Raw genomic sequence first — 20,273 nt, forward strand, 5'->3', positions numbered from 1 at the left:
GGGCCACGGCGGCGCTACGGCGACGGCCACGGCCCCGGTGGGCCCGACTCACCCGAAGGGGGTGCTGATCGAGTGCTGCCGGGCCTGTTCCTCCTGCTCGGTGCGGGTGTAGTGACCGGAGGTGGTGTGGAGCTTGTCGCTGATCTCCTGGAGCAGGTTCTTGAGGTTGAGGACCTGCGACCCCCAGCGGACGTCCATCGTCACGAGGGAACCGGCGGTGGCCCAGGAACCCGCCTCGGCCATACCTCCGGCGCTGTGCTTGTTCAGCCCCCGGGAAGCGCTCAGGCAGTCGTCGTCGGCCCTGTTGTCGGCGTTCTCGGTGTCACCGCGCAGCTCGACGAGCGCGTTGGCGGCCTCGTCGAGGCGCTGGGTGTCGACGTTGGTACCGCCGCCGCCTCCGCCGCCTCCTCCTCCGCCGCCGTCCGCGGGCACGGAGTTCAGCCGCGTCCGAGTGGATCCGCTGTGCTGCGGCGCATCGAAGGGAGTACTCATCCCTTGTCCCATCCCCGTGGTGAAATCGGTGGACATGCCCGGTTCGCTCACTCGATCACGGGTTGCGTTGCATCCGTACGACGTGAGGTGCCCAGTACGGCCGGGCCGTGCGCCCGGCACCATAGGCAAGGACATGCCAATCAAGCAGGCCGAACATACCGGATCTCCCTTTGCGTGGACCACTGTTCACCGCACCGTGAGACGCCAGGAGAAGGTGACGGACGCGAACGCGAACGGCTCGACGGGCAGTTGCCCGTCGAGCCGTCACTCCCTCACGCGGATCAGGCCTCCGGTGCCGCCACGACCGTGCCGGAGGGCGCCTTCGCACCCACCGCCGTGCCGAAGTCGGAGTCCGCGAGGTCCTGCATGTCCTCGCGGGTGCTGTCCTGCTTGATGAAGTACGGCTTGCCGGTGGTCGCGACGAACCAGGTGACGGACTCGCCCTTGCCCGCCAGGACGACCGGCACCGCCGGCTGACCGTCCACCGTGGTGACCTTGCCCTTCGTCACCTTGCTGGCGGCGTCGAGGGTGTCGGGGGCGGTGAACTGCTCCTGGTGACACCAGCTGGCGAGCTTCGCCATGAGCGCGTTGCTCGGTGTCCCGTGGGTCCACTTGTCGGTGGAGAAAGCGGTCTTGCCGAGGGCGGAGTTCATCCCTTCGGCGAACGTCGCATCGGGCTTGGCCCAGATGTCGTTGCCCTTGCGGATGATCTCGAAGGAACCCTTCTCCGAGATTTCGACGGTGCCGACACATTCTGTGGCGGAGAGCCGCAGATCGCTCTTGGTACCCTCGCGCTCCATCTTCTCGCGGAAGGAGCCCGACTGGGCATTGGTCTTCATGCCCGTGTCGTAGATCTCCTTCGCGGAGAGCTTCTCGACGCCGTTCGACTCGGCGGCGGGACTGGCTTTTGCGGCCTTGGACGGCGTGGAACCGGCTGCGGACGCGGCCGCACCGCTGTCGTCGTTGCAGGCCGTGAGTGACACGAGTGCGACGGCGCAAGTGAGCGCGACGGCTGCATGCCGGACAGACGGAATGTGCGTCTTCATAAAGGCCCCCGTGGGAATTCGATTGCGGGTGAACTTGCGTGATCATTTAAACAATGATCGCCCGGTACTCCAACTCGGGTCCTGCGGTTCGATTTTCTGCTCGGAATCCTCAGGGGTACCGCACTCCGAGCCCATCGACCGCCTAGGTCGGCACATTCAGCGGCAGCCGGGAAGTCTAGTCGTCGGAGTCACCCGGTCTGACACCGGGGAAAGCGAAACGGAGTCGGAGGCTCGAACGAGCGGCGGAATCACAGCTCCATTCCACGTACCGAACACCAATGTTTCACGCAACCCGCCGAGAATCTCCGCTCCGCGTGGGCCCGTTCTGAACGGATATGCGACCAGTGAACGCAGAGCCGCCGACTGCCCTCGCAGAGCTCTTCGGGAGGTTGACCGGTACTCCGCGCTCCGCCGACGGGGTGACATGAGCCTCCGCCAGGGACGTACGCGCTGCCCTACTCGGCTCGCCCGGCCCGAACTCCCGTACGTCACCCTCGACGGCGCCCCTGAACACGCCGATCTCATCGCTGAGTGGCGACTGACGCGTCCGGTCCGTCAGACCTTCTTCGTCCAGTCCCCGCGCCCCGAGGCTGAAGACCTCGTCGCAGTACACACGCGGACCGGGCAGGATCGTCTCCGCCCGCTGGGACATCCACGGGGAGACGGCGGCGGCCTCGAGGCGACGCAGACTCGCGCTTCTACAGCCCGTGCCTGGTCACCCCTCTGCGGAACACCGTCTCCAAACCGGGACGGATCTCACGGGCACCGCAACTGCAGCCACCCCGGCAGGTTCTTCTCGAACCCCTCGGTCGGCACCCAACCGAACTCGTTGTGGGCGATGTCCAGAGCGCGCCTCGCACCCAGGAGACGGTAGTAGCAGCCATCGATACCCAGCCAATGCTTGCCCCCCGGGCACGGCAGCGGCACCGGCGCCCCAGGTCGCGGCGGGACACAGTTCAGCCGGTGATCCGCGAGGAACTGCCGCAGTTCGCGCTCCTGTTCCTGTGGGTCACGGATCCGGTCGAGACGCAGACGCTCCCGGTCCACCCAGATGCGGCGCCGCCAACGCGGTTTCCTGGCCCGTCCGGTTCCCGAGCTCTGCACGTCGATCTCGAGAACAGCCAGGAGAAGTAGCGGAATTCGCGCCAGCACCCAGATCGGGGGACCCCAGAGCCATTGCGCGAAATAGCGCGTCCAGATACGCAGCGCCGATTTCGGCGGTCTTGGGCCCCACTCCGTGCTGGGACCACCGGTCAGAGTGCTCATCCGAATGCTCCAAGACCTCGGTCGACCATGTCCTTGTACTTCTCGTACTTCCCCTGCACCTCGTCGGACAAGGCCGTTTCGGCCGACCCTACGAACTTGTACCCACGGTAGGCAGCCTCGGCACCGCGCGAGACCCACGAGGTGGGGTCGATGAACGTCTTGCCGTTCTCACCCAGCTTCACGACGTCCGCCAGACCCGGGATCTTACCCAGCGGAGTGTGGTCGATTATCTTTGGAAAAAGGTGTTCGTCCGCCCATTTGACAGGACTCGTCAGCGGCCTCTCGTACCGCGTGGCATCGTTGAAAACGCGCTCAGTCGCGATCGCGAGCCGATCCTTGATCGTATCGGCGGTGACCCGGTACACCGCATTGCCTTCACCGAACAAGCCGAGGAACTTCTTGGACTCCAGAAAGACTTCAGCATTCTTGGCCTTACCTGCGATCTCGGCTACGCGCTCGGTTGCCTTGAACGAGTCCGCCGCGATTTCCACACCCTTCCAGGCACCCATGGCGACCTTGCCGCCCCTGAGGAGATCACCGAACGGCACGAAACCCGCAATGTCGAGGCCGATGTCCGCCCAGGAGCCCTTCTTGGCACCCGCGGCCCATCCGGCCGCGTGGAATCCGAGCGCCCCGGCGTTGAGAATCCTGCCCGCGATCTCGAAGACCGCGGCTCCGATGACCGTCTCCGAGAAGACGATGGCCAGCACGTCACATGCAGCGGCGGCCATGCCCAGCCAGTCGCCGATCTTGTAGATCGTGTCGGCGTGCTCCTGTATCCACTTCCAGATGTCCCCCGCCAGCTCCGTGATCTTGTCACCGAGGCCTTTGAGCGTATCCATGAAACGGTCGAACAGGCCTGGCTTGTCCGGGGCACACGCGGCAGCCCTGCGCACGGCCTCCGCGGCAGCTCGTGCGGCCTCCTCGTGATCACCGAGTAGGTCCTGAGCCTTCTTGATGACGACATTCAGATCGCCGGTGGCGTCGTTGACCCGTCCGACGGCGTAGTCCAGACGCTTCTGGGCATTGTCCAGTGCCGCTTCGGTGTCGAAGGTCTTCCCCGCGAGCTGCAGGTCGGGATTGGCCTGCGCGTCCTTGAGTACGCGGCGCGCCTCCTCCGCCTCCCGTTCGTAGCGGGCGGCCAGCGCCTGGAAGTCGGACAGCTGGGAATGCCATTGATTGAGGGCCTGCGCGGCATCGATAAGGGAGTTGTGGCCGTCGGCAAGGTACTTCGGCAGCTCACCGACCTTCTTGGCGAAACCGGAAGCGGCGTCGCCCTCCCACGCACCGTCGGCCTTCCCGATGTTGGCCAGCGTGCCGTGGGCGGCGTTGAGCTGGTTGCCCACCTTGCTCAGCGTGGTGACGAGTCGCTGTACCGACGCCGGTACACCAGGTGCCGGGTCGAAGCCGAGCGCGTCGTAGGCCTGCGTGCTCATACGTCTACGTCCTCCTCGACGCGGTCATCCGAATGGGTTGGGCGTAGGCACGGCGGCCGTAGCAGGAGCGACGGACGGGTCTCCCGGGCGATCCGCACCGCTGTCGTCAAAGGTGATGGTGTCGGCGATATCGGCCAGGACTGCCTGGTACATGTACAGGTCGTGGACGTCGGCGGTACTGAGCGACATGACGAGAACACGGTCCTCGCCAGGGAAGGGCAACCAGATCTCGATACGGACGGAGAACCGTTCCTGCTCCCCGTCCGCAAGCTCCCAGACCATGCGCGTACCTGCGACATGCACCACAGCGGGGCCGGCCGGGAGACGGACCGGCAGCACGTCCCCGCCGTGCTTGCTTCGGGCAAGCGTCTCGGCGATGCCGGCAGCGGCAAGCACTGGGTCCGGGTTGTCGAGATCCTGGACACTGACCAACAGGGTGCAGCGGCTGACTCGTTCCGCCGACTTCGATCCGTCTTCGCCGCCTCCGACGGGGAAGACACCCATCGCGTTGAAGACGGCCCCTTCGGAAACCAAGTGGCGTGAGTTCACGCCGTACAGGGCTGCGGTGAGCGCGCGAAGCGGCTCTCGCTCTTCCTGGCCGCCCCAGTAATCACGCGCGAACGCGACCATCTGCTCGTCGAGGGCGGTCTCGTCGGCCCCTACGCCAAGAGGGATCTCATGGAACTCGGGTTGAACCTGGAAGCGGAACGCGGACGAAGCAGGCTGCGAGTCGGTCTGTCTCTCGACTCCGTTGTCCGGCGCCGGCCTCACTTGCCGTCCGCCGTCCCGGACACCGTGAACGCCTCGGCGATCTGCTCCTCCAGGGTCTCGTAGACCTTCCGAGTCTCCGAGAGTCCCTCCGTGACGCCGCTGGTGGCGTCAGCGATCAAACCGATGCCGTAGCCCCATTTGTTCTGGAACGCGTCACAGGCCTCTTCCAACTCGGCGTACCCCGAGCCCTCTGGGCCGATGTCCTTGAGCTGCTTCATCGCCGAACGCATGGTGTCCCCGCATTCGCCGAGTTGTGCGCTCAGCCGAGCAAGCGCCTCAAGTTCAACCTTGTAATAGCCAGCCACCGTCGTCGAACTCCCCCGATGATGTTGCAGGTCGGCCCACGGGCCCAAAGAATCGGATGGTTATGGTACTGCCGCGGATAGCCGAGGTCACACCCACCCCCTGGCCCCTCAAGAACCCGTCCCCTTGGTGTAGTTGCTAATCAGAGGAGACCACCAGGAAGTCGCGTGAAGGGTGACGATCCGATAGCGCATTGCCCGGAGGGCAGGGCGATGGTGGTGTGACCGTGTCTGCGGAGCAACCGATCGCGAAGCGCACAGGCCGGCGAAGTTCCGCGGGGCGTGCCTGGGTTGGGGCTACCACGCGTTGCGGCTTGAAAGGCCCGTACGGCTGGGCGCCCCACGCAAAACCCCTGAGCCGAAGGGCTCCGCCGCGGTGACGGGCCGGACGGGCCGAGGCTCTGAGGTCTTTCAGCGTTGCCGCTCCAGGGTTAGGACGGCTGCATCGGGATCTGCGGAAGATGCGCCAGGACTTCAGCCGTGCCACGCCGATCTACGGAGATCGATCCCCACAGCTACTGCTGCGGCGGCCACTGTCCGTGAGGCGGGGTGGGCTGTTGCTGGTAAGGGTTCTGCTGCTGCGGCGAGACGGGCTGCTGGTACGGATTCTGCTGCGGCGGCGCCACCTGCTGACCGTACTGCGGGTAGCCAGCCGGACCGCCGCCACCACCGTTGTGGTCCTTGTTCCGCCGGGACAGCTTCACGATCAGGAGAACGATGAGGCCGATCACCACCAGGGAGACAACGCCGAGGACGACGAAGAAGACCATTTGCTTCTGGTCTGCCTTTTCTTTTTCTGTGGCGGAGTCCGTGTCAGACGTGCCAGCACTTGCGGCAGCAGACGGGCTACCAGACCCCGGAGCCACAAGCGGCCCGTACTTCGAGCCTGCGGGAATGTCCTGCGTCAGCGCGGCAAAGGGGCTGATGGTTCCGTAGCCGTACTTCTCGTCAGGAAGCGAGAGTCCCTTGGCAGAGGCGGGGAGGACGGCGGTCTTGACCAGGCGGTTGGCAATCTGGCCGGGAGTCAAGTCGGGGAACTTAGACTTGATCAAGGCGGCAGCTGCAGAAGTAAATGCTGCAGAGTCGGACGTTCCAGTGCCGATGCGGAGTTTGTTCCCAGGCCATCCCGCACTCACAATGTCCGTGGCAGGAGCAGTGAGTAGGACTTGGGGCCCATAGTTCGAGCCCTCCCAGATGGTCCCGTTTCTGCCTACACCGCCGACCGTCAGTACGCCTGGAAACTCTCCCGGGAAGTCAATCTGACCGGACTCACCTTCATTTCCTGAGGCCGCCACGATGAGAACATTATGCGCAATCGCATACGCCACCGCCGCTCGATCCTCGGGAAATTCGTGGCTAGTGCTCACAGACATACTGATAACGGAGGCGCCATGATCTACTGCGTAGCGAATCTCCTCCGCAAAGCTGCCGCCACCCCATCGAATCGGAAGAATCTTGGCTTCCGGAGCCAGCCCCATTACGCCATCGGCCGCGCCCGCGCCATGTCCGTGTCCCGCAATGAGCGACGCCATTTCAGTACCGTGATTGGTGGACAGATCAGAATCGGATTCTTCCGGAGAAGCGTCATCATCACCATCCACAAAGTCCTTACCTTTGAGCACGTTGCCTTTAAGATCTAGGTGCTCGGCGTTGACCCCGGTGTCGATGACAGCGACCGTGACGCCCTTGCCCGTTGACACCTTCCAAGCGGACTCGGCGTGCAGCACACCGAGTGCCCACTGGTCACGTCTGGTCTGGTCGGCAGAAGCAATAGGTGCCGCCGCCAGGATGAGCGCGCCTGTCAGTGCCGTGGTGCCTACAGCACGCACCATTCGCGTGAAGGCCATTCCCTCTTCCTCTCCCATACCCAACGTGGGCGTGACCCGAAGGCCACGCCCACGCATCCTGTCACGTGCCAGTGAGAACCAAGCGACTACTCGATGACACGAGGCGCCGCATTGGTCTGCGGCGTCCACGTCTCTTCGTCCTCGACCAAGTAGTCGGGACGCTCGCCCTCGCGTTGCTCATCTTCCTTGCGACGACCAGTGCGCGAACCGGGGGCGCCTGCGATGCCGCCCTTGCGGACAGCGCTGGCTCCCTTCCCTGCTGCTCCGCGGCTGCTGTGCAAACCCGAGCCGCCGGCTGTGCCCCTGCCCGCGCCCGCACCGGCTTTGGGCGTGCCACCCACTACGCCGCCACGAGCCGTGCCTCCGACCCGACCAGCTGCGCCCTTGGCAGCGCCTGCGCCGCCCACGCCGCCAGCACCAGCACGACCTGCCATACCCCCAGCAGCGCCAGCAGTGCCAGCACGGCCGACCATGCCACCACGAGCGGCGCCGACGCCTCCAGCCGCACCGCCTACCGCACCGCCTACCGCACCGCCGACGAAGCCTGAACCACCACCGACGCCACCACCGCCAGCGGTTCCACCGCCGACCGTACCGATGCCGCCAGTCGTGGGCCCACCCGTGTGACCGCCGGCAACGCCGTCAATCGCAGTACCGATCTGAGGCTGTGCCACCGAGGGGTGGTGGGCACCGCCCGTGATTTCCGATGGCTTGTGGGCACCGCCCGTAATGCCCGACGGCGGGGACACAGGCTTTGACGAGCCGATCGTGCTGACCTGACCGCCGCGGGCAGTACCTGTCGTCGCGGCGTTGGGGCTTCGGGGGGCGCTCTCCGTCGGCACCGGTACAGGAGCCGGAGCAACGCCACCCGGATCGCCGGGATAATCTTCGCTGTCGTCTCTGGTCTTGTTCCGGGTCCACGACCCCATCTCCGCAGCCCGACTGTTATAAGCCGCCCCCAACGCCTCCATCTTCACAGCCATCCGCAGCTGCGCCTCGCGCCCCTCCGACAAGCTGCCCGCGTTGCCGTCGAGGGCCTCCTGGGAGCCGGCGCCGCTCTTGAGGGCGTTGTTTGCGCCCGAGTCGTCGCGGTCGCCCATGTTGCCGATGTAGTCGAGCGCACGGGAGACCTTGCCCGGCTTCTCCATGGCGAGGACCTCTGGCTTGATCTTCTCAAGCTCTACGGCGGCGCCCTTCAGGGACGTCGACGTGTGGGTGGCGTACTTCGAGCTGTCGGTGATCTTCTTGCTGATCACCTGGGCCCGCTCCCTGAACAGGTCCGCGCTCTGCCCTTCCCAGTGGGCCAGAACGTGCTCGACCGCGGCTTCAAGGCTTTCCTTGATGCCGCCGGGCCCGACCAGATCCTTGCTGAGCGCGTCCCAGGCCGTTGCGACCCTGTGCACGGTCGCCGGGTCGGCGTCACGGACCATGTCCTTCATCTGGTCCATGTCGTAGTTGAGCCCGAACGGCGTGGTGTGCTTCGCCGCGACACACTGGTTCGTCTCGACGTAATCGAAGTTGTCGATGTCCTTGTCGCCCATGTCTACAGCCCCCTCATTTCCCCGTAGCAGGACATCCCGTTACTTCCTGTTGAACGCCGCATAGTTCTCCGCCTCAGCGTCGCTGAACGCGTCATGCGTCCTCTTCGTCTTCTTCCCGAAGTCGTCCAGCACGTCTTCCAGGTGCGCGACGATCTCGTAGAGACGCTCCTTCATCGCTTCGTGGGCGTCGTACAGCGCCTTCGCCTCACCGAAGCCCGTCCCGAGCGCGCCCTGCGGCAGGTATGTGTTGCCCATGCAGCTCGACTTGGACGTCGACATGTCTCTGATGACGCCGTTGAGCTTGGTGATCGTCCCCTCGATCTCACTCAGATCGACCTTGTACTGCTCAGCCATGATGCTCAGCTCCCCGTTGACTCCACGTTGTTACCCACACCCTGCTTGCGCCGCCAGTCGCTCAGGACCCGCCCGCCCCCGAACAGAAGCAACACCAACGCGAACCCGGTCGCCAGGACGTACAGCGCATACCGTTCCGTCCGTTGCTGCTCAGACTCGCCGAGGACCAGTGTCGCGGCCTGGACGTTGGCGGAGTCGCCCGCGGGACCCGCCGTGTCCGGCTTCGGACCGTCGGCCGAGGGCGTCGTCGTGTCGTCGTTGACCGCGGCGGCCGGGTCGATGACGCCCCAGCCCACGAAGTCGTCGCGGCCCGCCTTGGTCCGGTCCGCCGTCTGCTCGATCTGGGTGATGACCTGCTTGTAGTTCCAGTCCGGGTGCTTGGCGCGGATCAGGGCCGCGACACCCGAGACGTACGGCGCCGCGAAACTCGTGCCCTGGTCGACGCAGTTGCCGCCCACCGGAACGGTCGAGACCATGTCGATGCCCGGTGCCGCGACGCCCACGAAGGGGCCGGACTGGGAGAAGGGGGCGCGGGCGTTGTTGCGGTCGGAAGCGGCGACCGCCAGCACTCCCGGATACGCCGCCGGGAACGTCTCCTTGACCTTGCCGTCCGCGCCGTCGTTGCCGGCCGCCGCGACGATCAGGGCGTCCCGGCCCTGTGCGTACTTGACGGCCTGCCGGAAGGCGGCGTCGACATCCGGGGCCATCTTCGAGGCGGTGTCCTGCGAGATGTTGATGACCTTGGCGCCGGCGTTGGCCGCGTACTTGATCGCCTTGATCATAGTGTCGACGTTGCCGCTGCCCTTGTCGTCGTTCTGCCGGATCGGGATGATCGTCGCTTCCGGGGCGAGGCCGACGAAACCGGTGCCGTCGAGCTTCCTGGCCGCGATGATCCCCGCGACCTTGGTGCCGTGGCCCACCGTGGGGTCGGTCTTGCCGGTGCCGCCCTTGTGCAGGTAGTCCGTGCCGTTGGCGACCGCGCCCTTGAGCTGGGCGTTGACGGTGTCGACGCCGGTGTCGATGACAGCGACCTTGACGTCCTTGCCCTTGGTGTCCTGCCACAGCTGGTCAAGGACCACGCGCTGAAGCGACCAGGGCGTTCCCTTGATGATGTCGGACGGGAACGAGCAGCTGGTGTCGTCGACCTGGAAGCGCACGTCGTCGTCGGTCAAGGCGGTCCGCACGCGCTCGGCGGCGGCGCTCGGTGTGGCCCCCGCCAAGGGCAGCCCACAGGCCAGAACCGCCACGGCGGCGGTGCCTGCGGCGCTCCGACGCGCGACGCGCGATGCCCCGGATCCCACTGTCTTACGTCCTCCCGTTTTGTTTCTGTACGGGACGCATGAACCCGCTAAGAGCGGAAAAGTCCGTACGCCCCGTGAACCGCCGATGGGGGCGGATGCGCGACAGCACATCCGCCCCCATCAAGCGATCACGTCAGCCGCCCCAGATCTGGGCGTTCTTCGACTCGGTCGCCTGGTAGTTCTGGGCGGCGCTGTCGAGCGCCTTGGCGATGGCCTCCAGCGTCTGCTGCATGGAAGCGGCGCGCTGGTCCCACTCGGCCTGCTTGGCGCGGTAGGACTCCTGCGCCGAGCCTTCCCAGCTGGCGGAGATGCGCTTGACGCCGCTCTCCAGCTCGTCAAGCTGCGTACGGATCTTGCCCGCAGTGCTGCGGACATCCTGCGCGGCCTGGGAGATCGTGGCGAAATTTACAAGAATCTGCCCGGACATCTCTTCTATGTCTCCTCAGATGTGTGGATGGTCGGTCACGGACGTGCACCGTGGCGCACGGGTCCGATCATCCGAAGGGGGACGAGGCCGCGATGTTCTGGATGGACGCGCGCTGCTCCTCTTCCGAAGCCGCGTAGGCCTTGGTGCTCTGGTCGATCGCTTCCTTGATGTCGTTCAAGATCTGGTTGATCTTGTTCGCATCCTGGTTCACCTGCGACTGCAGGTTGTTGTACGCGGTGGCCGCCGAGCCCTTCCACCCGCCCGTGATCGTGTCGATCACGGTCTGCAGGCGGGAGATTTCGCCCTGGATCGAGGAGTTGACCGAGGAGATCTTGCCGCTGAACGCGACCATCTCCTCCTCGGTCATGGTGAACTGCTGTCCAGCCATGTTGTGTCCCCCATGAGACGTAGGAGTTCTAGGTAGACCCGCACATGCCCCACCGCCGCCACAGGGCGGCAGGCGTAGCCAGTCTGGTCTGCCACCACTCTAGACGCATCCGCCGACAGAACGAACATCCGAAGGGTTCTGTAGCAAGATCGCGATGTACTCAACTCACCTTTTTCACAAGTTGTTTGCTATACGCGCGCGGCGCGCGCGCCCAAACAAGGAGCGGGCGTGGGCAGGCGCCGCGAAGGCTCTCCCCCGGCTCCAACAGCCTTGAGGAGAGCCCTCGTTCCGATGCGGAAGCCCGGCGCCTGGTCTACGACCCCTGCGCCTGCTCCGCGTTGCCGCTGCTGAGTTCCGGCCCCGCCGCCAGCAGGTCCGCCCACGCCGCCGGGACCGGGACCGGCTTGATCTTGCCGTAACCGAGCCTGACCTGGGCGGCGTTGGTCTGCTGGGTGTCGGCCTTCTCGCCGCCGGTGACCGCGCTGTCGTTGCGTGCGGGGACCGAGTAGCGCAGACCGGTGTCGGTGACGAGGAAGGTGCTGCCGCCGCCGGCGTCGGTGCCCGTGATCCTCTTGAACAGCAGGCCGCTGCCGGGCGAGACATAGGTGCGGGAACCGCTCTGGGAGAGGTCCTTCGGATAGTCCCGGCCGCTCCAGACCGTCATCAGCTGCCGGTTGTTGTTCTCGTTGATCGCCCCGCCGTGCCAGACACTGCACGAGACCTTGTCGCCGCCCGGCTTCCAGAACGTGTTGGCCTGCACCACCGGCTCTTCGGGCCACGTCTTCTCCGCCATCCACTCACCGTTCTCCGGGTGGATGTCGTTGAACCCGACCTGTGCCGGCGCCGGGGTCGTGCCCGCGTACACGGCGTTGATGAACGGGCTGCTGAGCCACATCTCCGCCGTGAAGTCGGAGATGGGCCGTACCTCGTCCTTCAGCACGATGTACTTCTGCTGCCTGGCCCCGGTACCGGTCATGAGGACCATGCCCACCTTGGCGACGCGGGTGGGAAGCCCCTCGACATTCGCCGGCGCCCCGGCGTCCGAACCCAGCGAGGGGAACTGCAGGTCGCCGACGACGTTCAGCGTCTTGAGGAAGTCCGCGCTGACGCGCTGCGGCTGCACCCCCTCACCGAACACGGCACGCTGGATGTCCTGCAGCGTGTTCTCGGTCGCGAGCCGCCACCCCTTGCCGCCCACCAGATAGGCGCTCCCGTCCGGGGTGACCATGTACCGCACACCGTTGCCGCTGAGCGAGCTGGGATCCTTCGGTCCCTCGACGTACAGGACCTTGTTCCGGTTCAGCTCCCCCTGGTTCTGCAGGAGCTTCTGGTAGTCGTTCTTGTTCAGCACGTACGTCGCGCTGACGGGCTGCCCGTCCTGCCCCGGTGACTGGCACAGCGCCCAGGTCTTGACCGTCTCGGCGTCCTTCGAGGACGGCAACCGGTCCGGAGCGAAGGGAATGCCGACGGTGGCGCCCATCGGGTACTTGCTGTTGTCGAGCACCGACTCCTTGATCTTCATGACCTGGGGGTTCTCGCCGTTCAGCAGGAGCCTGGCGGAGGCAAGGTTGAGGACCGGGTGCAGGCTGAGCTTGTCCTCGCCCTTGGTCTTCACCAGCACATAGCGCGTCGTCGACTCGCTGCCGACGAGGATGTTCTTGCCCTGGCTGTCCCAGCCCTTCGGCGCGGTCGGGCTGAGCATGCCCCAGGCCCCGAATCCGATCAGCACCAGCGCCGCCACACCGAGACTGGGCAGGACCGTCTTGAGGGGGCGCGGCGCGGCCTCTTCCGAACCGTGCGGAGACGGCTGAAGAAACGCCGCCACCGTGCGCCTGCGCGCGAAGGAGTAAGCGTTCAGCTCATCCCGACGTGTCGCCATCGATGGGTCAACTCCCCGTTATTTCGCTTTGTTGCCGAATGCGGAACTCCCCAGGGCCGCCCGGTAGTCCGTGGCGTTTGCTCCTGCAGGGGCCTCTACTATGCCGTGTGACGATCGCACCGTACGGTACGGGGTACGGTGATCCGCCGCCAGCTCGAGTCGCGGCCAGACAATGCAAAGGGGTTGTACCGGGGGATGAGCACTGCGACCAGGTCCCGGCGCCGTAACGGCAGCCGTCGCACCCAGGAGAACCAGGGGCCGGGGCAGGTGCCGGAACGGGCACAGCCGTCCACGCCCCCGAGTCCGGCCTCGCCGTCGCTCGCCCGGCGCCCCGGCAGCATCGGCCCCATCCGCGTCCAGCAGCTGATCGGCTTCGAGCTGGCCGCCGCGGTCCTGCTGATCGGCTGGCTGCTGCGCCCCATCGGTCTCACCGTCGGCATCGTGCTGGCCGTACCGCTGGTCCTCGCCGGACTGCTGCGCCGGCGTGGCCGCCCGCTGCCCGAGTGGTTCAGCACCGCCCGCGCGCTCCGGGACCGCCGCAAGCGCAACGCCGAGCCCGTTCCGCCCGGCACCGACCCCGGTTTCGCCCCGGCCGTCGAGTGCGACCCGGCGCTGCGCACCTACAGCTTCCAGGACCGCGAGCAGCGCGAGATCGGCATGCTCGGCGACGGCACCTTCCTCACCGCGCTGGTCCAGGTGCAGGCCGCGGACACCCCGCTGCGTCCTTCCTACGGCACCGGCGACATCCCCCTCGATCTGCTGCAGGGCCTGCTGGAGGTGGACGACATCCGGCTCGCCTCGGTCCAGATCGTCCAGCACACCCAGCCCGCGCCCGCCCCGCACCTGCCCCCGCAGGCCATGGCGGTCCGCTCCTACGGGCCGTTGCAGGCCCAGAGCATGACGCCGGGGCTGCGCATCACCTGGGTCGCGCTCAAGCTCGACCCGGAGCTGTGCCCGGAGGCCGTGGAGGCCCGCGGCGGCGGTATGCAGGGCGCCCGGCGTGCGCTGCTGCGGGTCGCCGACCAGCTGGCCAGCCGGCTCATGGGGGCCGGCATGCAGGCCAAGGTGCTCAGCGAGTCGGACATCTGCGGGGCCATCGCCACCTCCAGCTGTGTCAACCCGATGGCCACCACCGGCGGTGCCGCGATGGACGGCAGCCGCTCGGGCCGCCGTACGGCCGAGACCACCCGTACCTGGCGGTGCGACGACCGGCTGCACACCACGTACTGGGTCTCCAAGTGGCCGCAGTTCGGTGGCGGCGGACCGGCGTTCCCCCGGCTGGTCGGTGCGCTGACCTCCGCGCCCACCCTCGCGAGCACGTTCTCGCTCACCATCAGCAGGCAGCGCGGCAAGGTCCTGGCCCTGTCCGGACATGTCCGCCTCACCGGCCGCGGTGAGAACGAACTGGGCGAGGCCGCCGAGCACTTGGAGCGGGCGGCGTCCGCGTTCAAGGTCGGTCTCGTACGGCTCGACCGTGAGCAGCTGCCCGGAGTTCTGGCCACCCTGCCGCTGGGAGGTACCCGCTGATGTCCACTCCCACCATGCGTCCCTCCGGCCGCTCCGGCTTCGGATCGTCGTCCACGCCGGGCTTCCCCGGGCAGCGTCCCGGGCATCTGCCGCGCTCCCCCGAGCCGGCCCGGCTCGGCCCCGAGCGGCGTCTGCGGGCGGCCTTCGGTCTGCTCGGCCCCCGGCGTGAGCGTCACCTCGTCGACGCCGACGTACTGTCGCAGCTGACCCTTCCGGCCGGCGACGACGGTCTGATCCTCGGCATCGACCCCGACAACCAGCCCGCCGTACTGGGTCTGTGCCGCCCCACCCGCCTGGACATGGTGCTGGTCGGCGGCACCTGGCTGGCCCAGGTCATCGCCCTGCGGGCGGCGGCGATCGGCGCCCGGGTGGCCGTCGAGACGGCTCGTCCGCAGCTGTGGGCGCCGATGGCGCAGGCGGCAGGCGGCGGCCAGCAGTGCGTGACGGTGCACCAGGTGGGGCGGATCGCCCCGCAGGGACCGTCCCCGGCCAGCCCGGTGCTCATCATCCGCGACCTCGGCATCCGTCCGCCGCGCAGCCGTCTCACCACGGCGCCCTGGCAGTCGGTGCTGACCCTGCTCCCCTATCTCGGTCCCACCGCGCCGCGGCTGCTGGCCAACGCGGACGTCGTCGGGGTCCAGCGGATCTCCCCGCAGGAGTCCGAAGTCGTGGGCAGGTCGATGCGGTTGCCCCAGGGCGACGCGGCCTCCCTGCCGTCCCTGTCCGACAACGTCGCCCTGTGGTGCACGCAGAAGCACCGGCAGTACGTGATGACCCAGCCCACCGACGCGGAGACCGGTCTCCTGGGGGCGCCCCGCCGCATGGACTGACGGGCGGGCCCGTGGCGCGGCCAAGGCCCCGGCCCCTCACGCGAGTTCGTGACCGAACCGTTGCGCCGTGTGAGGGGGCCCAGGCCAAGTAGGGTGCTCCTGCACGAGGTTCGCTCATGAGAAAGGGCCCGCCGACCATGACTGACGCGGACGACATCGCCGCAAAGACGCCGGACGAGGACGTCAGGGCGCGAAAGGCGAGGGAACGGGACGAGCTGTACAGCCTGGACATCTCCGGCGTCGAGTGGCACAGCGCTCCCGGCACCGAGGAGCACGAGGAGCGCGTCGAGATCGCCTACCTCCCCGAGGGCGCGGTGGCCATGCGGTCCTCCCTGGACCCGGACACCGTGCTGCGCTACACGGAGGCGGAGTGGCGGGCCTTCGTCCTGGGCGCGCGCGACGGCGAGTTCGACCTGGAGCAGGCCGAGTAACGCGGCGGTCGAGTAACGCGGTGGCCGAGCAGGCACGGTGGCCGGGGCTCAGGAGACAGACAACCGTCACAAGCGCGACATCACGGCAGGCATCGCTCCGTTGCGCGCGAGCGCACAGCGGACGGGCCTGCCCCGCCGACGCCGGTGGCGTTTACGCTTGATGCGAGTGCGACGCAGGAACCCACGGGTGGGATGTTCGCGTCCAGGGGACTTCAGTCGGATCGGACCACAGGAACGGTCGCCCCCAGCCCGGCACATGAGTGCCCACACGGCACGAGGGTGCTCGACCAACCAGGAGGAATTGTGCAGAGCGATCGGGACGGGCTGCGCGCGGGCTGGACCACGCCCAGCGACGACCAGTCCGACGCGGAGTCCGCCACCGAGATGACGGGCGAGTTCACCATCGACTACGCCGCTCCTGCCTGGTACACGCAGAGCGCGGCGCCCGAGGCCGAGCCGGTGCCTCCCGCGCCTGCCCCTGCCCCCGCCGCGCCCGCACCGCACCCCGGTTACCCCGATATGCCCGGTTCCGCACCGTCGGCTCCCGTTCCCGGCCCGCGGTTCGACCCGTCCGCGGGTACGGCCGGTACGACTCCGCCGCCTCCGCCGCCATGGGCGGGAAACCCCGCGGCACCCCAGCCGCCGGTCCCCCCGAACCCGCAGAGCGGCTACGGCTACCCGCAGCCGCCGGCTCCTCCGCACCCCCAGAGCGGCTACGGCTACCCCCAGCCGCCCGCACCCCCGAACCCGCAGGGGGCCTACGGCTACCCGCAGCCCCCCGCTCCCCCGGTGGCTCCCGCGCCTCCCACGGCGTCGACGGCACCCGCTCCCCCGCACCCCCAGGGCGGCTACGACCAGCCCCAGCCGCCCGCTCCTCCGGCGTCCGCGCCGCCCGCCGCCCCCGTGGCCCCCGCGCCCCCGGGCCCGCCCGGCGCCCAGAACGGCACCGACGCCGCCGCGCCTTCGACCGGCGCCGACGCGGAAGGCCGTAGCGACACCCCGGCCGCCGCCGCTGCCACGCCGAGCGCCCCGCAGCCCCCCGCCGCCCCGCCGGCGGACGCGCCCACCGCACCCGAGCCGCCGACCTCCGGCGAGGCTCCGCAGGCGTCCGCGGACGCGGATGACACCGCACCGGCTGCCCCTGCCCCTGCCCCGAGCGAGGCGGCATCGGCATCCGGTTCCAGCGACGAGGGCGTCGACGCCCCGCAGACCCCGCCCGGAGCCGAGGCCACGCCCGCGGCACCAGAATCCCCTGCCACCCCCTCCAGCGACGACGCCGAGACCGGCACGGAGCCGCAGGCCGCCGCGCCGGACGCCCCGGTGGCACAGCCGACCGCCCCGGAGCAGCCCCCGGCCGCCCCGAGCGCCGCCCCGGAGCAGCCCGAGGCGGCACAGTCGCCCGTACCCGAGCAGCCCGAAGCCCAGCAGGAGGGCTGGCGGCCTCCGCCCGCGCCGCAGGGTGCCGTCCCGCCGCTCCCGCCGCAGTTCGCTTCGGCGGACTCGGGCACGGCCCCGCCGTCAGCCCCGGAGTGGACGACGGGCGGACAGCCGCAGCCGCCCGCCGCGCAGCCCGGCACCCCGCCTCCGCCCGCCCAGCCGGCGGCCGCCGCTGCCCAGCCCCAGGCACCGCAGCCCGCGCCCTCCGGCTGGCCGGCCACCCCGCCGCAGCCCGACGGACCGGCGGGTCAGGGCGGTTACGGTTACCCGCAGCCGCCCGCGCCGCAGAACCCGCAGAGCGGCTACGGCTTCCCGCAGGCACCCCAGCCCCCGGCCCCGCAGCCCCACCAGCCCCCGCAGAGCGGTTACGGCTATCCGCAGCCGCCCGCTCCCCCCAACCCGCAGGCCGGTTACGGGTTCCCGCAGCCCCCCGCGCCGCAGAACCCGCAGAGCGGCTACGGCTTCCCGCAGGCCCCCCAGCCCGCCCCGGGCGGTTACGGCTACCCGCAGCCGCCCACCCCGGGCCAGCCCCAGCAGCAGGCCCCGGCGCAGCCCGGTCAGCCCATGCCCCCGGCCCAGCCGGGACAGCAGCCGCCGCAGCCGCCGCAGGCCCAGCCCAACCCCTACGCGGGCGCTCCCGGCCAGCCGGGCGTGGACCCGCGTACCGGTGCCGCCTGGCCCGCCGCCGTCCAGCACGACCAGCGGCAGCAGGTCGCCGGCGCGGGTGCGCCGCTCGGCTACAACGCCGCGGTCGAGCTGACCTCGGACCGGCTGGTCAACAGCAAGAAGCAGAAGGCGAAGAGCAGCCGTCCCACTCCGGGTGGGTCGAAGTTCAAGATCGGCGGCAAGAAGGAGGAGCAGGAGAGGCAGCGCAAGCTCGACCTCATCCGCACCCCGGTGCTGTCCTGCTACCGGATCGCAGTGATCAGCCTCAAGGGCGGCGTGGGCAAGACGACCACGACCACCGCCCTGGGCTCAACCCTCGCCACCGAGCGGCAGGACAAGATCCTCGCCATCGACGCCAACCCGGATGCCGGCACGCTCGGCCGCCGGGTGCGGCGCGAGACCGGCGCGACCATCCGTGACCTGGTCCAGGCGATCCCGTACCTCAACTCGTACATGGACATCCGCCGGTTCACGTCCCAGGCGGCCTCGGGCCTCGAGATCATCGCCAACGACGTCGACCCGGCCGTGTCCACGACGTTCAACGACGAGGACTACCGGCGCGCGATCGACGTGCTGGGCCGCCAGTACCCGATCATCCTCACGGACTCGGGCACGGGTCTGCTCTACAGCGCCATGCGCGGGGTCCTGGACCTCGCCGACCAGCTGATCATCATCTCGACGCCGTCGGTGGACGGCGCGAGCAGCGCCAGCACGACGCTCGACTGGCTGTCGGCGCACGGGTACGCGTCCCTGGTCTCCCGGTCCATCACCGTGATCTCGGGGGTCCGCGAGACCGGAAAGATGATCAAGGTGGAGGACATCGTCACCCACTTCGAGCAGCGCTGCCGGGGCGTCATCGTCGTACCGTTCGACGAACACCTGGCGGCCGGTGCCGAGGTCGACCTCGACATGATGCGGCCGAAGGTCCGGGAGGCGTACTTCGACCTCGCCGCGATGGTGGCCGAGGACTTCGTGCGGGCCCAGCAGGAGCAGGGTCTGTGGACGGGGAACGGCGGCAACCAGCCGCCGACCATGGCTCCCCCGATGCCGGGCCAGCCGCAGGCGCCCCAGCCGCCGTTCCAGGGCTTCCCCGGCGCCCAGCCCGGGCAGCCGTGGCAGACCGGTCAGCCCGGTCAGCCCGGTCAGCCGCAGCCCGGGTTCCCGCAGCCGCCGTACGACCCGAACGCGGGTCAGCCGCCGCAGCAGTAACCGAAGGAAAGAGGGCCGGCACCTTCAAGGTGCCGGCCCTCTTTCCTTTGTCCCTACGGCCTTCAGCCGCCGGCGCCCTCGATCAGCTCCCGGCACCGCTGCACGTCGACGGCCATCGCCTTCAGCAGCGCGTCCAGCGACTCGAACTTCTGCTGCCCGCGCACGTACGCGAGGAAGTCCACCGCCACGTGCAGCCCGTACAGGTCGAGCCCGACGCGGTCGATGGCGTACGCCTCCACCGTGCGCTCGGTGCCGTCGAACTGCGGATTGGTGCCGACGGAGATCGCGGCCGGCATCGCCTCGCCCTGCGTGTGCAGCCAGCCGGCGTAGACGCCGTCGGCCGGGATGGCGGTGTGCGGGAGCGTCTCGACGTTGGCGGTCGGGAAGCCGAGTTCACGGCCGCGCTGGGCGCCGCGGACCACCACGCCCTCCACCCGGTGCGGACGGCCCAGGATCTCCCCGGCGCCCTCCACGTCGCCCTCGGCGACCAGGCGCCGGGTCAGGGTGGAGGAGAAGGGCTCGCCGCCGCCGGCCGAACCGGTCACGTACAGGTCGACGACCTCGACCTCGAAGTCGTACGTCTTGCCCTGCTCGACGAGGAAGTCGACATTGCCCGCGGCCTTGTGTCCGAAGCGGAAGTTGGGGCCCTCGACGACCGCCTTGGCGTGCAGCTTGTCGACGAGGACCTTGACGACGAACTCGGCGGGGGAGAGCTTCGAGAACTCCGTGGTGAAGGGGAGGATCAGCAGCGCGTCGACGCCCAGCTCGGCCATGAGCTCGGCGCGGCGGTGGTGCGGGGCCAGCAGCGGCGGGTGGCTGCCGGGGCGGACGACCTCGCTGGGGTGCGGGTCGAAGGTGACGACCACGGAGGGGACGCCCAGCTCGCGTGCCCGGTCCACGGCATGCCGGATGATCAGCTGGTGCCCGCGGTGGACCCCGTCGTAGGAACCGATGGTGACGACGCTGCGCCCCCAGTCCTCGGGGATGTCCTCCAAGCCACGCCAGCGCTGCACTGTGACCGCTCCTCGTCGAACCCGTGTCCGTATTGACTCTTAAGGCTTACGCAGGTCTAAGGGTGCCATGCCGCGTGCCCGTCGCTCGCATCGGCATGGGGGCTGTGACC

At 68.6% G+C, this 20,273-nt stretch carries 18 protein-coding genes; 4 read left to right on the forward strand and 14 right to left on the reverse strand.

Annotated elements, in window-relative coordinates:
* Positions 1 to 48: 48 nt before the first annotated feature.
* From D1369_RS11030 to eccB, 13 genes are all read right to left on the reverse strand, one after another.
* Entirely contained in the window at positions 49 to 492 is a 444-nt protein-coding gene (locus tag D1369_RS11030; RefSeq protein WP_202477100.1) for a hypothetical protein, read from the reverse strand.
* 281 nt (positions 493 to 773) lie between these two features.
* A complete protein-coding gene (locus D1369_RS11035; protein ID WP_037901588.1) occupies positions 774 to 1,475 on the reverse strand; it encodes a hypothetical protein in 702 nt (233 codons plus the stop codon).
* 819 nt (positions 1,476 to 2,294) lie between these two features.
* On the reverse strand, positions 2,295 to 2,804 hold the full coding sequence (locus D1369_RS11045) for a hypothetical protein (RefSeq protein ID WP_007385073.1): 510 nt from the start codon (positions 2,802 to 2,804) through the stop codon (positions 2,295 to 2,297).
* Positions 2,801 to 4,240, reverse strand: a complete 1,440-nt coding sequence (locus tag D1369_RS11050) for a putative T7SS-secreted protein (RefSeq protein WP_007385072.1) — start codon at positions 4,238 to 4,240, stop codon at positions 2,801 to 2,803. The genes D1369_RS11045 and D1369_RS11050 overlap by 4 nt, the downstream gene beginning before the upstream one ends.
* 24 nt (positions 4,241 to 4,264) lie before the next feature.
* Positions 4,265 to 5,011, reverse strand: a complete 747-nt coding sequence (locus tag D1369_RS11055) for a hypothetical protein (protein ID WP_007385071.1) — start codon at positions 5,009 to 5,011, stop codon at positions 4,265 to 4,267.
* Positions 5,008 to 5,229, reverse strand: coding sequence for a hypothetical protein (locus D1369_RS11060; protein WP_050789758.1), 222 nt, complete (start codon positions 5,227 to 5,229; stop codon positions 5,008 to 5,010). The genes D1369_RS11055 and D1369_RS11060 overlap by 4 nt, the downstream gene beginning before the upstream one ends.
* A 599-nt stretch (positions 5,230 to 5,828) precedes the next feature.
* The gene (locus D1369_RS11065) at positions 5,829 to 7,160 is read right to left on the reverse strand and encodes a S8 family serine peptidase (RefSeq protein WP_237557674.1); all 1,332 of its coding nucleotides are present in this window, start codon (positions 7,158 to 7,160) and stop codon (positions 5,829 to 5,831) included.
* A gap of 86 nt (positions 7,161 to 7,246) precedes the next feature.
* Positions 7,247 to 8,701, reverse strand: coding sequence for a hypothetical protein (locus tag D1369_RS11070; RefSeq protein ID WP_007385068.1), 1,455 nt, complete (start codon positions 8,699 to 8,701; stop codon positions 7,247 to 7,249).
* Between the two features lie 39 nt (positions 8,702 to 8,740).
* Positions 8,741 to 9,055, reverse strand: coding sequence for a hypothetical protein (locus D1369_RS11075; protein WP_007385067.1), 315 nt, complete (start codon positions 9,053 to 9,055; stop codon positions 8,741 to 8,743).
* 5 nt (positions 9,056 to 9,060) lie between these two features.
* The gene (gene mycP / locus D1369_RS11080; RefSeq protein ID WP_237557673.1) at positions 9,061 to 10,227 is read right to left on the reverse strand and encodes a type VII secretion-associated serine protease mycosin; all 1,167 of its coding nucleotides are present in this window, start codon (positions 10,225 to 10,227) and stop codon (positions 9,061 to 9,063) included.
* A 262-nt stretch (positions 10,228 to 10,489) separates the two neighbouring features.
* Entirely contained in the window at positions 10,490 to 10,783 is a 294-nt protein-coding gene (locus D1369_RS11085; protein ID WP_007385065.1) for a WXG100 family type VII secretion target, read from the reverse strand.
* 67 nt (positions 10,784 to 10,850) lie between these two features.
* Positions 10,851 to 11,171, reverse strand: coding sequence for a WXG100 family type VII secretion target (locus tag D1369_RS11090; protein ID WP_007385064.1), 321 nt, complete (start codon positions 11,169 to 11,171; stop codon positions 10,851 to 10,853).
* A gap of 313 nt (positions 11,172 to 11,484) precedes the next feature.
* Positions 11,485 to 13,050, reverse strand: coding sequence for a type VII secretion protein EccB (gene eccB, locus D1369_RS11095; protein WP_007385063.1), 1,566 nt, complete (start codon positions 13,048 to 13,050; stop codon positions 11,485 to 11,487).
* A 267-nt stretch (positions 13,051 to 13,317) separates the two neighbouring features.
* On the opposite strand from eccB, the gene eccE reads away from it, so the two are divergent.
* The 4 genes from eccE (at position 13,318) to D1369_RS11115 (ending at position 19,150) form a co-directional block, all read left to right on the forward strand.
* The gene (gene eccE / locus D1369_RS11100) at positions 13,318 to 14,577 is read left to right on the forward strand and encodes a type VII secretion protein EccE (RefSeq protein WP_007385062.1); all 1,260 of its coding nucleotides are present in this window, start codon (positions 13,318 to 13,320) and stop codon (positions 14,575 to 14,577) included.
* Positions 14,577 to 15,407 carry a hypothetical protein gene (locus D1369_RS11105; protein WP_037901583.1) on the forward strand — a complete coding sequence of 277 codons (831 nt, stop codon included), beginning with the start codon at positions 14,577 to 14,579 and terminating at the stop codon, positions 15,405 to 15,407. Before eccE ends, D1369_RS11105 begins: the two co-directional genes overlap by 1 nt.
* Before the next feature lie 137 nt (positions 15,408 to 15,544).
* A complete protein-coding gene (locus D1369_RS11110) occupies positions 15,545 to 15,838 on the forward strand; it encodes a DUF397 domain-containing protein (protein ID WP_007385060.1) in 294 nt (97 codons plus the stop codon).
* Positions 15,839 to 16,141: 303 nt separating this feature from the next.
* On the forward strand, positions 16,142 to 19,150 hold the full coding sequence (locus D1369_RS11115; RefSeq protein WP_118082432.1) for an SCO5717 family growth-regulating ATPase: 3,009 nt from the start codon (positions 16,142 to 16,144) through the stop codon (positions 19,148 to 19,150).
* A gap of 62 nt (positions 19,151 to 19,212) precedes the next feature.
* Here D1369_RS11115 and D1369_RS11120 read toward each other — a convergent pair whose 3' ends face one another.
* On the reverse strand, positions 19,213 to 20,163 hold the full coding sequence (locus D1369_RS11120; RefSeq protein WP_118082433.1) for a bifunctional riboflavin kinase/FAD synthetase: 951 nt from the start codon (positions 20,161 to 20,163) through the stop codon (positions 19,213 to 19,215).
* Positions 20,164 to 20,273 lie beyond the last annotated feature (110 nt).

This window comes from Streptomyces sp. CC0208 (genome assembly GCF_003443735.1).
Taxonomy (GTDB): domain Bacteria; phylum Actinomycetota; class Actinomycetes; order Streptomycetales; family Streptomycetaceae; genus Streptomyces; species Streptomyces sviceus.

Coding starts and splice junctions, on each gene's coding strand:
- D1369_RS11085 (WP_007385065.1), bottom strand. CDS start 10,783: ATGTCCGGGCAGATTCTTGTAAATTTCGCCACGATCTCCCAGGCCGCG.
- eccB (WP_007385063.1), bottom strand. CDS start 13,050: ATGGCGACACGTCGGGATGAGCTGAACGCTTACTCCTTCGCGCGCAGG.
- D1369_RS11065 (WP_237557674.1), bottom strand. CDS start 7,160: ATGGCCTTCACGCGAATGGTGCGTGCTGTAGGCACCACGGCACTGACA.
- D1369_RS11090 (WP_007385064.1), bottom strand. CDS start 11,171: ATGGCTGGACAGCAGTTCACCATGACCGAGGAGGAGATGGTCGCGTTC.
- D1369_RS11070 (WP_007385068.1), bottom strand. CDS start 8,701: ATGGGCGACAAGGACATCGACAACTTCGATTACGTCGAGACGAACCAG.
- D1369_RS11045 (WP_007385073.1), bottom strand. CDS start 2,804: ATGAGCACTCTGACCGGTGGTCCCAGCACGGAGTGGGGCCCAAGACCG.
- D1369_RS11105 (WP_037901583.1), top strand. CDS start 14,577: ATGTCCACTCCCACCATGCGTCCCTCCGGCCGCTCCGGCTTCGGATCG.
- D1369_RS11030 (WP_202477100.1), bottom strand. CDS start 492: ATGAGTACTCCCTTCGATGCGCCGCAGCACAGCGGATCCACTCGGACG.
- D1369_RS11075 (WP_007385067.1), bottom strand. CDS start 9,055: ATGGCTGAGCAGTACAAGGTCGATCTGAGTGAGATCGAGGGGACGATC.
- D1369_RS11060 (WP_050789758.1), bottom strand. CDS start 5,229: ATGAAGCAGCTCAAGGACATCGGCCCAGAGGGCTCGGGGTACGCCGAG.
- D1369_RS11050 (WP_007385072.1), bottom strand. CDS start 4,240: ATGAGCACGCAGGCCTACGACGCGCTCGGCTTCGACCCGGCACCTGGT.
- D1369_RS11110 (WP_007385060.1), top strand. CDS start 15,545: ATGACTGACGCGGACGACATCGCCGCAAAGACGCCGGACGAGGACGTC.